An 11,819-nucleotide genomic window follows, 5' to 3' on the forward strand; every position below is an offset into this window, starting at 1 on the left:
CATTGCAACAGCTAGCAGGATAAACGCGCATGCGAACTCATTACTGTGGACAAATAAATGCTGAACTGGCGGGACAAGACGTTACGCTGTGTGGTTGGGTTAATAAACGTCGTGACTTAGGCGGCTTGATTTTTATCGATTTGCGCGACCGGGAAGGGTTGTTGCAGGTTGTTTTTGACCCCGATCAAAAAGCGTTATTTGATACAGCGAACAGCCTGCGCCAGGAATTCTGCGTGCGCTTAAGCGGTAAAGTTAACCGTCGCCCGGAAAGTCAGGTGAATAAAAACATGACGACCGGCGAAGTTGAACTGCTGGCAACCGACTTAGAAATCTTGAGCCGTTCTGAACCGCTTCCAATCGACTTCAATCAGCAAGTGAGCGAAGAAGCCCGCTTGCGTTATCGCTACCTTGATTTACGTCGTCCGCAAATGAACGAAAAACTTCAGTTTCGCGCTAAAGTAACCAGCGCAGTACGTCGGTTTCTGGATGACAGCGGTTTTCTTGATATTGAAACGCCAATGTTGACCCGCGCAACACCGGAAGGCGCGCGGGACTATCTGGTGCCAAGCCGTACCCACAAAGGTCGTTTTTTCGCGCTGCCACAAAGTCCTCAGCTCTTTAAGCAGCTGCTTATGATGTCGGGCTTTGACCGTTACTACCAAATTGTTAAGTGCTTCCGCGACGAAGACTTACGTGCTGATCGTCAACCTGAATTCACTCAAATCGATATTGAAACTTCTTTCATGACGGCTGAGCAGGTCATGCAAATTACCGAGCAAATGGCTCGTGACCTCTTCAAGCAACTACTTGATGTGGACCTGGGTGAATTCCCCAGCATGACCTGGCACGAAGCCATGCGCCGCTTTGGTAGTGATAAACCCGACCTACGTAACCCATTAGAGCTGGTTGATGTTGCTGATGTTTTAAAAGACGTTGAGTTTAAAGTCTTTTCTGGCCCGGCGAATGACGAAGATGGCCGTGTTGCTGCTATTCGTTTACCGGGACAGGCTGAGAACGTTTCACGCAAGATGATTGACGAATACACACAATTTGTCGGCATTTATGGCGCAAAAGGTTTAGCCTGGATCAAAGTAAACGACCGCAGTGCAGGCCGGGACGGATTGCAGTCACCTGTTCTTAAGTTCCTGCCGGACGAAGTTATTGAGCCATTATTAGAGCGCACTGAAGCGCAAACTGGCGATGTCCTGTTCTTTGGTGCCGATAAAGCGAACGTTGTTGCTGAAGCTTTGGGTGCTTTACGCCTGAAGTTAGGTAAAGACTTTGAACTGGTCAGTAACGAGTGGAAACCGCTATGGGTTGTAGACTTCCCAATGTTCGAAGTTGCAGACGACGGCAGCCTGGCCGCGTTACACCACCCTTTCACCGCACCGGTCAATGTGACTCCGGAAGAGTTAAAAGCCAACCCGGCCGCCGCCATTTCAAATGCCTATGACATGGTATTGAATGGTGTTGAGTTAGGTGGTGGTTCGGTTCGTATCCACGAGAATGCAATGCAACAAGCCGTGTTTGAAGTATTGGGTATAGAGAAAGACGAAGCGCAAGAAAAGTTCGGATTCCTGTTAGAGGCTTTAAAATACGGTACACCGCCACATGCCGGCCTAGCTTTCGGTTTAGACCGTCTGGTTATGCTGATGGTAGGTGCAAGCTCAATTCGCGACGTTATTGCCTTCCCGAAAACGACCACTGCGGCCTGTGTTTTGACCGATGCTCCGAGCGCTGCCAACCCGCTTGCATTGCAAGAGTTGGGCGTAAAAAGTATTGTGAAGGAAGACGAGTAATCAACTGAGGTGAAATATGGCTGGTCATTCTAAATGGTCTAATATTAAACACCGAAAAGCCGCGCAGGACGCTAAGCGCGGTAAAATTTTTACCAAGTTAATTCGTGAAATCACGGTCTCTGCCCGCGAAGGCGGCGGAGACCCTGAAACCAACCCGCGTTTACGTGCGGCTATCGATAAAGCCCTGTCGAATAATATGAAGCGCGACACCATAGATACTGCCGTCAAACGTGGCTCTGGTGACCTTGAAGGTGAGAACGTAGATGAGCTGACTTATGAAGGTTATGGCCCCAATGGTGTAGCAGTCCTGCTTGAATGTATGACGGATAATCGCAACCGGACGGTGTCAGATGTCCGTCATGCGTTTAGTAAATTAGGTGGTAACTTAGGTACCGACGGCTCTGTTGCCTACTTATTTAATAAGAAAGGCGTTATTAGCTACTCTGATGGCGTGTCCGAAGAGCAGGTTATGGAACCGGCGCTGGAAGCTGGCGCGGAAGATATTCTTGCTTATGACGACGGTAGCATTGATGTCATTACATCACCGGAAAATTTTGGTTCAGTTAAAGATGCCCTGGACACTAAAGAGCTAGAGGCCAGTAACGCTGAAGTAACTCAGGTACCCGACACCCGGGTTGACTTGGATGAAGAATCAGCGCGAACCTTTTTAAAATTACTCGATGCTTTGGAAGATTTGGATGACGTCCAGAATGTCTATCATAACGCCGATATCTCCGATGAGATTATTGCGCGACTGGACGATTAAGTGGCTATTATTCTGGGTATTGACCCGGGTTCACGACTAACGGGTTATGGTGTTATAGAGCAGCGAGGCCGACAGTTAAGTTACCTTGGTAGCGGTTGTATAAAGGTTATTGGTACCACTAAAGAGCCTTTAACCCTAGCCGAAAAGCTGCGTCGTATACACGACAGCGTCAGCGAATTGATTACTCAGTTTAAACCTGACGAATTCGCGATAGAACAAGTGTTTATGGCAAAGAACCCTGATTCGGCATTAAAACTGGGTCAGGCGCGCGGGGCGGCTATTGTTGCTGCCGCTTGCGCGGAGCTTCCGGTAGCGGAATATTCAGCGCGCCAAATCAAACAGTCGGTGGTTGGCAATGGAGGGGCTGAAAAGTCCCAGGTACAGCATATGGTAATGGCTTTATTGGATTTGCAACGTTGCCCACAGGAAGATGCGGCAGATGCGTTAGCGGTTGCCTTATGTCATGCTCACAGTTCACAAAATCTGATTAAAATGGCAGGTGCAGCGCGTAAAACAGTTCGCGGGCGTTTGCGTTAACGGAGTACAAAAGTGATAGGTCATATTCAGGGCGTACTTACCAGCAAGCAGCCGCCAGAAGTGGTTCTAGATGTACAAGGTATTGGTTATGAAATTCAATTGCCAATGACCTGCTTCTATCAATTACCGCCGGTGGGTGAAACGATAAAATTAATCACGCATTTTGTTGTACGCGAAGATGCTCAGCTATTGTATGGTTTTATTTCTGCTTCAGAACGTTCGCTGTTTCGGTTACTACTGAAAACTCAGGGGGTCGGTCCGAAACTGGCTCTGGCTATTTTATCGGGGATGTCGGCAGATGAGTTTGTTCTGGCGGTGAACCAGAACGATGTCACCCGGCTGGTGAAGTTACCCGGTGTGGGTAAGAAAACCGCCGAACGGCTGGTGATTGAAATGCGCGACCGACTTAAAGACTGGCAGCCGTCTACACCATTTACTGATAAAGCTCCGGTTGATAATCAGGGATTGGATGCAAGAGAACACCCAGCCGATGCACGAAGTGATGCCATCAGTGCTTTACAGTCACTTGGCTATAAAGAAAATCAAGCTGAAAAAGCCCTGCAAAAAGTGTACTCTGCAGAGCATAACAGTGAGACTTTGATTCGACTGGCGTTAAAGCAGCTGTCGTAAGGAAGCCTGATGATAGAAGCCGACCAAATACCAACTCAGCGGCTCATCGAACCCGATGTACAGGGTGAAGATGAAGCGGTTGATCGCGCCATACGGCCTAAAGCTCTGGCGGACTATACAGGCCAGAAGCACGTTGTTGAGCAAATGGGCATTTTCATTGAGGCTGCGCGGAAACGTCAGGAAGCACTCGACCATCTTTTAATATTTGGCCCTCCGGGCTTGGGTAAGACGACTCTGGCGAATATTGTTGCCAATGAGCTGAACGTTAGTATTAAAACAACCTCTGGTCCGGTTCTCGAAAAGGCGGGTGATTTAGCGGCTTTATTGACCAACCTTGAAGCGCACGATGTGTTGTTTATTGATGAAATTCACCGATTAAGCCCCGTTGTTGAAGAAATCCTGTATCCGGCCATGGAAGATTACCAACTGGATATTATGATAGGAGAGGGGCCGGCCGCACGATCCATTAAATTGGATTTACCGCCTTTTACGCTGATTGGTGCCACCACCCGGGCCGGAGCTTTGACGTCGCCGTTGCGGGATCGCTTCGGGATAGTGCAGCGACTTGAATTTTACGACGTGAACGAACTGACGGATATCGTGGCACGGTCGGCACATTTTATGAATGTTCGAATGCTTGACGGTGGTGCGCGAGAAATCGCGCGTCGCTCCAGAGGCACGCCCCGAATAGCGAATCGGCTTTTGCGCCGAGTAAGGGATTATGCTGAGGTTAGAGGTAATGGAGATGTCGATGAAGCCACCGCAAATGCGGCTTTGACCATGGTGGATGTTGATCAGGCCGGTTTTGATTATATGGATCGGAAACTGTTATTGGCGATAATGGAAAAATTCATGGGTGGGCCTGTAGGATTAGATAATTTGGCGGCAGCTATTGGTGAAGAAAAAGACACAATAGAGGATGTGCTGGAACCTTACCTTATTCAGCAGGGATTCCTTCAGCGTACGCCGCGTGGACGAATTGCCACACCCCGAGCTTACCAACATTTTGGGTTACAGCCTGAGAAGTAAAAAAAAGCCCGCACAATGTGCGGGCAAATAGAACAACAAGAAGGAAGTTAAATCCAGGGAACAATCTAAGAAGAAGTGACAACCAATCTCTTCGTCTCTGATATGCTGGGTATTATAAGGCTAATAGGATTCTGATCAAACAAGAAAAATTAGATGTTCGCATTACTAAAAGTAATCCGGCGGCAATTTTTTTCGGTTAAAAAAAGCACAACATATTTATAACAAAATAAAAAAGTTTATGAAAAACATTGTGTTGTTATTTTAGTGTTTCAATTCTGTCATAAAAAAAAGTCTGTTGATAAAGTAACCAGTGACAGTTTTAGGGGCTTCTTTACAAAATATTACACAACTGTAACTTTTCGGAACTTTACTTGAGGTGGTAATGTCTCACTGTGACTTTGAATGGCCTATTCGTGTTTACTACGAAGATACGGATGCTGGTGGTATCGTTTATTATGCAAACTATCTCAAGTTTATTGAAAGGGCTCGAACAGAGTGGTTAAGATCGTTAGGGATTGAACAGGATACCTGGTTGGCTCACAATATAGCCTTTGTTGTCCGTAAGGTTGAATTGGATTTACGGCAGGCTGCCAAGTTTAATGCTGAACTAACGGTAACGGTCAAAGTTCAGAAAATAAAGAAAGCCTCATTGGTTTTCGAACAACAAGTTTTGGCGAAGGATGGCAGTGTGCACTGCCAGGCGACGGTGTTAGCTGCCTGTGTTGATAATCAGGCAATGCGGGCTATCGCAATTCCGGAACCGATAATTTCGCGTATTCAGTCAGGGGTTTAAAGCGTGCAAGCAGAATTATCGTTTATTGATTTATTCATGCAGGCCAGCTTATTGGTCAAGCTGGTGATGGTTATGTTACTGGCGATGTCGGTATGGGGCTGGGTGTTAATTTTTCAGCGCAAAAAAGTGTTGAAACAGGCTCGAAATGACGCGTTAAAGTTTGAAGATCGCTTCTGGTCAGGTGTTGATCTTGCGCGTCTGTATCAGGAAATTTCTGCACGGGCTAAAAACGCTCGTGGGATGGAACTGTTGTTTCACGCAGGCTTTAAAGAGTACGCGCGGTTGCGCAATCACTCCACTATTAATACGCAAACAATGCTGGAAGGCGCCTTTCGCGCCATGCGGGTTGCTCACGCACGAGAAACTGAAAAACTGGATAACAATTTAGGGATTCTTGCCACTATCGGTTCTATTAGCCCATACATCGGTTTATTTGGGACCGTCTGGGGTATTATGAATGCCTTTATCGCTTTAGGTGCTGTGCAACAGGCCACTTTGGCTATGGTGGCTCCAGGGATCGCTGAGGCACTGATAGCAACCGCTATGGGTCTATTCGCTGCGATACCTGCTGTTATTGCTTATAACCGATTCACTACCAGTGTGGAAAAGGTTGATAATCAGTATATGAATTTTATTGATGAATTTATCTCGATTTTACAGCGACAATCCTCGGCCCAGGCGGGCAAAAGCAAAGCAGAGGGTGAAACGGTATGATGGTGATGCCGCGCAAGCGTCGTAAGCCGGTTGCGGAAATTAATGTGGTTCCCTATATCGATGTGATGTTGGTTTTGCTGATCATATTTATGGTAACAGCACCTTTGATCACTCAAGGGGTTAAAGTTGACTTGCCAAAAGCAACGGCGGAACCACTTTCTGAGGAAAGCAAACCGCCTTTAGTTGCATCTGTTGATGCTGAAGGTCGGTACTACTTAAATCAGGGAGATAGTAAAGATACTCCGATGCAGGCGGATGAGTTAGCGACGTTAGTGGCAGCGCATCTGCAGGTTGAACCGGACACGCCGGTTATGGTCAATGGAGATGGCGCAGTGTCTTATAATGAAATTGTGCAATTGATGGTGTTACTGCAAAGAGCAGGTGTACCGTCCGTTGGTTTAATGACAGACTCGTCGGATAATTAGTTGTGGAAAAATCAGACAGTTTAACGTTACCGCTGATATATTCGATTGTCATACACGCTGTGATAGCCGGAGTGTTGCTGATCAGTTTTGAGTTTACCCCATCAACGCCTGAAGCGATGGAAGTCAACCTTGATCAAAGCGAACTGGATAGCTCGGACGAAATTGTTAGTGCGGTAACCGTCGATAAATCAAAAGTCCAACAGCAAGCGGATAAGATTCGTCAGCAGAAAGCCGAGCAGGAAGCTGCTGAACAGCGTCGAATTGAACAGCTAGAGCAGCGTGCTGCAGAAGCTCGAAAGGCGCGTGAACGCGAAGAGCAGCGCAAAAAAGAAATAGAGCGTGAGCAGGAATTAGAAAGACAAGAAGCTGCGGAAGCTCGTAAACAGGCGCAGCAAGAGAAAAAAGAAGCTGAACGCTTAGCGCAGGAACGAGCTAAAGCTGAGGCGGCGGCCAAAGAAGCCGAGCGCCGTAAACGCGAAGCCGAAGAAGCAGAGCGCCGCGCAGAAGAAGAACGACGTAAGCGTGAGGAAGCACAGCGCAAGCGCGAACAAGAGCAGCGAGAGGCAGCAGAACGTGAAGCTCAATTGCAAAAAGAAATGGAAGAAGAGCGCGCTCGCCGACAGGCGGCACGCCAGCAACAAGTGTTAAGCGAAGTTGAAAAGTATCAGGCTTTAATTCAGCAAACCATTCAGCGAAACTGGAATGTTGATGACTCAATGCGGGGTAAGTCATGTGAGTTGACTATCCGCGTAGCGCCTAGCGGATTTGTTAAGTCAGTGGACACGGGCAGTGGTGACGCAAGTGTCTGCCGCTCCGCGCAAAACGCGGTATTAAAGGCGACAACGCTACCGGTTTCTGAAGATCCGGAAATTTATGAACAGATGAGTACGATAAAACTGACTGTTAAACCGCAGTTGTAACAAGGTGACCGATGAAAAAAATATTAATTAACAGCGTATTGCTCTTTGTCGCGCTAACGGCTTTTGCTCGCGCGGGTGTTCTGGAAATCGTCATCACGGAAGGTATCGATACAGCGCGTCCAATTGCGGTTGTGCCTTTTCAGTGGAAAGGTGAGGGAGAAGCGCCCAGCGAGCTCACCGATGTAATTGCAGCTGACCTTATGCGCAGCGGCAAGTTCAACCCTATTCCTTCAAGCGCGATGCCACAAAGGCCTGCAGCCGATGGGGACATTGACTACTCTGCATGGGCTAAAATGGGAGTAGAGGCGATTTTGGTTGGTTCGATAGAACCTTATTCTGTTGATCGCTATATGGTCAAGTTTGAAGTTATTGATGTACTGAGAGGTCAAATTACTGGCGGTAATTCGCAAATGCTGCGAAACGGCGAACTCGTACAGAGTAATGATCATATTCTTGATTCGCGCTCTAGTGTTATTGATGGTGATCAATTCCGCTCATATGCCCACCGAATTTCGGATGTTGTTTATGAATCATTAACGGGAGAGCGCGGTGCTTTTATGACCAAGATTGCTTATGTCACCGTGAACCACGATGATCGCTATCCGTACAAATTGGCGGTAGCGGATTACGATGGGGCTAATGAGAAAATTCTTTTACGCAGCCCTGAGCCTTTGATGTCACCTTCATGGTCACCCGACGGAAGTAAGCTTGCGTATGTCAGCTTTGAAAATAAAACGGCGGAAATATTCATGCAGGATATTTATACCACCCGCCGGGAAAAGCTGACGTCGTTTCCAGGAATAAATGGCAGCCCAGTTTTCTCGCCAGATGGCGAAAAGTTAGCTATGGTTTTATCAAAGGATGGGAATCCTGAACTTTATGTCTTTGATATTAATACTAAGGACTTGCAACGTATTACTCGTAATCGTAGGATTGATACAGAGCCGAGTTGGACACCTGATGGTGAATCTTTGGTGTTTACCTCAGAAAGAGGTGGCAGACCGCAACTATATAGCGTAAATTTATCATCAGGTCAGGTTCGGCGTTTAACCTTTGAAGGTGAACAGAATTTAGGTGGTACAGTATCACCGTCTGGCAAAGATATGATTTTAGTCAATAGAACACGTGGTAATTATCATATCGCTAAGCAAGAGTTCCCGCGTGGAACGATGCAAGTTTTAACTAAAACGGCATTGGATGAGTCACCCAGTGTGGCGCCAAATGGCAGTATGGTCATTTACAGTACAACCCATAACAATATGCAAGTACTGGCTTTGGTTTCTATCGATGGACGTTTTAAAGCACGATTACCGGCAACCGATGGTGAAGTTAAATCACCAGCTTGGTCGCCATTTATGTAAAACAAGCCTGAATGGTTGAATTGTTCGATAAAACGATAAGGACGAAAAGGATGCAGCTTAATAAACTTTTTAAAGCTCTGGCAATCGTTGTACCAATGGCAACTCTGGCCGCTTGTAGCTCAAACCAAGAAACCGATTCAGGTGCGGGCGCAGGTCAAGAGACCAATCAACAAGCTGAGCAAGACTCTGGTGTTGAAGTAGGCGCAGCAGATCGCGCACAGACTCCTGAAGAAGAGCGTCAGGAAAAAATGGAAGCGTTACGTAAAGAACACATCATTTACTTCGCTTTTGATAAATCTAACATCCAGTCAGAATACACTGACCTGTTGTCAGCGCATGCTGACTACTTAGTAAAAAACCCATCTGTAAAAGTTGTTATTGAAGGTCATACCGATGAACGCGGTACGCCTGAATACAACATCGCACTGGGTGAACGCCGTGCTAAAGCGGTTGAAAGCTATCTGCAGAACCTAGGTGTTCAGGATTCTCAAACTTCGACTGTTTCATATGGTGAAGAGAAGCCGATGGTGAACGAATCAAACGAACGTGCGTACTCTAAAAACCGTCGTGCCGTTTTAGTTTACTAATCTAAGAAATACGGATAGTTCATGAGAAAAACGCTGTTAGCTGTATGTTTGTGTGTGCCTGGAGCTGTTATGGCCCAGGCACCGGTTTCTGGATTGTCATCTTCAGGTGACGTTGAGCAACGACTAGAGCAAATTGAGCGTATGCTTGAAGCTCGCTCGGATGCTCAGCTGAAAATGCTGAATCAGTTAGGTTCTCTACAGCAGGATGTTGCTGAATTAAGAGGAATAACGGAAGAGCATGAATATCGCCTGGAGCAATTGTTAGAACGCCAGCGCGAGCTGTATCAGGAAATTGATCGTCGTTTCAGTAACTTGAAAGAGAACAATAGCCAGAGTAATAATGCTGGTGATGAGTACGATGAGCTGAACCAGGTTCCAACACAAACAGACAGCAGCAGTTATTCTCCAAATTTAAGTGAGAATGACGCTTACGACAAGGCAATAGCTTTAGTGCTTGAAGATAAGCGTTATGATGATGCTATACCTGCATTTCAGTCCTTTCTGAAAAACTTTCCAAATTCGACGTATGCCCCTAATGCTCACTATTGGTTAGGACAGTTGTTTTTCGCAAAGCGTCAATACGACGAAGCAAAACAACAGTTTGAAACTGTCGTAAATGATTATCCCGACAGTAATAAACGTGGTGATTGTTTATTAAAATTGGGTGCTATTGCCAGCGAGCAGGATCAGTCGGCAGATGCAACGGCATATTACCAGCAAGTTATTGAAGAATATCCCGATAGTACCGAAGCTAATTTGGCAAAACAGCGCCTGAATTAGTAACAACTCAGCAACATGTGTTCGTGAATTAAGCAGTTGCACGGTTTTTTTCAATTTTAAGTTGCATAAGCGCACTATTTCAGTAAACTATGCCGCCGTTGCCAAGCAGAATCGGCAACATTATTGGCGTTGGGTTGTTAGCTCAGTTGGTAGAGCAGTTGACTTTTAATCAATTGGTCGCAGGTTCGAATCCTGCACAACCCACCACGTCGCCAATTAAAATTATCTATCTGAATATGGGTTGTTAGCTCAGTTGGTAGAGCAGTTGACTTTTAATCAATTGGTCGCAGGTTCGAATCCTGCACAACCCACCACTTCCAATTACTTAGCTACAAGCACATCTTGAATTCAGCTATAATAAGCCCCACTTATCAAGAACACTTGGAAAATAAGCCGTAGTATCATGACCGAGATTCAAACGCTGGATAGCCTTGATTATACTTTTCCGCTTAAACCTAAACCGTTAAGTGCGGAAGAAAAATCAGAGACAATTGAACGCATAAAGCAGCTTCTTATTGATGAAGAAGCTGTTTTGGTGGCTCATTATTACACCGACCCTGATATTCAAGCATTAGCTGAAGAAACCGGTGGGTGTGTGGCTGATTCATTAGAGATGGCGCGATTTGGTCGTGACCACCCTGCAAAAAAATTGATTGTAGCCGGTGTTCGCTTTATGGGGGAAACGGCGAAAATTTTAACGCCTCATAAGCAAGTGCTGATGCCAACGCTAAAAGCTGAGTGCTCGCTGGACCTTGGTTGTCCCCCTGAGAAGTTCGCTGAGTTTTGTGATCAGCATCCTGACAGAACTGTCGTTGTCTACGCAAATACCTCTGCAGCTGTTAAGGCGCGAGCAGATTGGGTGGTCACATCCAGTATGGCACTTGAGCTTGTTGACCACCTGGATGCTAAAGGTGAAAAAATACTCTGGGCCCCTGACCGTCATTTAGGTGGTTATATCGCGCGTGAAACCGGCGCAGATATGTTGTTATGGCAGGGAGCCTGTGTGGTGCACGATGAGTTTAAAGCAAAAGCGCTGGAGGACATGAAAAAGCTTCATCCGGATGCCGCTATTCTTGTGCACCCTGAATCACCAGAAAATATTGTCGCTATGGCAGATGCGGTAGGCTCTACATCGCAACTGATTAAAGCGAGCCAGGAGCTGTCAAACGAAACGTTCATTGTGGCAACTGATAAAGGTATTTTCTACAAAATGCAGCAGTTGCAACCGAACAAAACCTTTATTGAAGCCCCGACAGCAGGGAATGGTGCAACTTGCCGTAGTTGTGCACATTGCCCCTGGATGGCGATGAATGGACTAAAAGCCATAGAAGAAGCGCTGAAAGATGGCGGTGAGGCGCATGAAATCCATGTTGACGACGCTTTAGGTAAAAAAGCTATGGTACCACTGGATCGAATGCTGGAATTTGCTGCAACGCTCAAATAATTAACACAGGCTCCTTCGGGAGCCTTTTTATTTT

General features: G+C 46.5%; 13 protein-coding genes and 2 tRNA genes. All 15 read left to right on the plus strand.

Annotated features, from left to right (window positions below):
- Nucleotides 1–29: 29 nt before the first annotated feature.
- Nucleotides 30–1,799: an aspartate--tRNA ligase gene (gene aspS / locus CWI78_RS10170; RefSeq protein WP_126782695.1), complete on the plus strand. Its 1,770-nt coding sequence runs from the start codon at nucleotides 30–32 to the stop codon at nucleotides 1,797–1,799.
- A 16-nt stretch (nucleotides 1,800–1,815) separates the two neighbouring features.
- A complete protein-coding gene (locus tag CWI78_RS10175) occupies nucleotides 1,816–2,565 on the plus strand; it encodes a YebC/PmpR family DNA-binding transcriptional regulator (protein ID WP_126782696.1) in 750 nt (249 codons plus the stop codon).
- Nucleotides 2,566–3,102 carry a crossover junction endodeoxyribonuclease RuvC gene (gene ruvC / locus CWI78_RS10180; protein ID WP_126782697.1) on the plus strand — a complete coding sequence of 179 codons (537 nt, stop codon included), beginning with the start codon at nucleotides 2,566–2,568 and terminating at the stop codon, nucleotides 3,100–3,102. It abuts the gene before it with no gap.
- 12 nt (nucleotides 3,103–3,114) lie between these two features.
- Nucleotides 3,115–3,732: a Holliday junction branch migration protein RuvA gene (ruvA, locus tag CWI78_RS10185; protein ID WP_126782698.1), complete on the plus strand. Its 618-nt coding sequence runs from the start codon at nucleotides 3,115–3,117 to the stop codon at nucleotides 3,730–3,732.
- A gap of 9 nt (nucleotides 3,733–3,741) precedes the next feature.
- Nucleotides 3,742–4,761 carry a Holliday junction branch migration DNA helicase RuvB gene (ruvB, locus tag CWI78_RS10190; RefSeq protein WP_126782699.1) on the plus strand — a complete coding sequence of 340 codons (1,020 nt, stop codon included), beginning with the start codon at nucleotides 3,742–3,744 and terminating at the stop codon, nucleotides 4,759–4,761.
- A 382-nt stretch (nucleotides 4,762–5,143) separates the two neighbouring features.
- Nucleotides 5,144–5,554 carry a tol-pal system-associated acyl-CoA thioesterase gene (ybgC, locus tag CWI78_RS10195; RefSeq protein WP_126782700.1) on the plus strand — a complete coding sequence of 137 codons (411 nt, stop codon included), beginning with the start codon at nucleotides 5,144–5,146 and terminating at the stop codon, nucleotides 5,552–5,554.
- Between the two features lie 3 nt (nucleotides 5,555–5,557).
- Nucleotides 5,558–6,268 carry a protein TolQ gene (tolQ, locus tag CWI78_RS10200; protein WP_126782701.1) on the plus strand — a complete coding sequence of 237 codons (711 nt, stop codon included), beginning with the start codon at nucleotides 5,558–5,560 and terminating at the stop codon, nucleotides 6,266–6,268.
- A gap of 2 nt (nucleotides 6,269–6,270) precedes the next feature.
- Nucleotides 6,271–6,693, plus strand: a complete 423-nt coding sequence (tolR, locus tag CWI78_RS10205; RefSeq protein ID WP_208642048.1) for a protein TolR — start codon at nucleotides 6,271–6,273, stop codon at nucleotides 6,691–6,693.
- A 2-nt stretch (nucleotides 6,694–6,695) separates the two neighbouring features.
- Entirely contained in the window at nucleotides 6,696–7,613 is a 918-nt protein-coding gene (gene tolA / locus CWI78_RS10210; protein WP_244213116.1) for a cell envelope integrity protein TolA, read from the plus strand.
- 11 nt (nucleotides 7,614–7,624) lie between these two features.
- Nucleotides 7,625–8,974, plus strand: coding sequence for a Tol-Pal system beta propeller repeat protein TolB (gene tolB, locus CWI78_RS10215; RefSeq protein ID WP_126782703.1), 1,350 nt, complete (start codon nucleotides 7,625–7,627; stop codon nucleotides 8,972–8,974).
- A 50-nt stretch (nucleotides 8,975–9,024) separates the two neighbouring features.
- Nucleotides 9,025–9,561, plus strand: a complete 537-nt coding sequence (gene pal, locus CWI78_RS10220) for a peptidoglycan-associated lipoprotein Pal (protein WP_126782704.1) — start codon at nucleotides 9,025–9,027, stop codon at nucleotides 9,559–9,561.
- Nucleotides 9,562–9,630: 69 nt separating this feature from the next.
- Entirely contained in the window at nucleotides 9,631–10,341 is a 711-nt protein-coding gene (gene ybgF / locus CWI78_RS10225; RefSeq protein ID WP_244213117.1) for a tol-pal system protein YbgF, read from the plus strand.
- A gap of 131 nt (nucleotides 10,342–10,472) precedes the next feature.
- Nucleotides 10,473–10,548, plus strand: a tRNA-Lys gene (locus tag CWI78_RS10230).
- A 31-nt stretch (nucleotides 10,549–10,579) separates the two neighbouring features.
- A tRNA-Lys gene (locus CWI78_RS10235) sits at nucleotides 10,580–10,655 on the plus strand.
- An 89-nt stretch (nucleotides 10,656–10,744) separates the two neighbouring features.
- A complete protein-coding gene (gene nadA, locus CWI78_RS10240; protein WP_126782706.1) occupies nucleotides 10,745–11,785 on the plus strand; it encodes a quinolinate synthase NadA in 1,041 nt (346 codons plus the stop codon).
- The last annotated feature ends 34 nt before the right edge of the window (nucleotides 11,786–11,819 follow it).

Source organism: Idiomarina ramblicola (genome assembly GCF_003987255.1).
In the GTDB taxonomy this organism is placed as follows: Bacteria; Pseudomonadota; Gammaproteobacteria; order Enterobacterales; family Alteromonadaceae; genus Idiomarina; species Idiomarina ramblicola.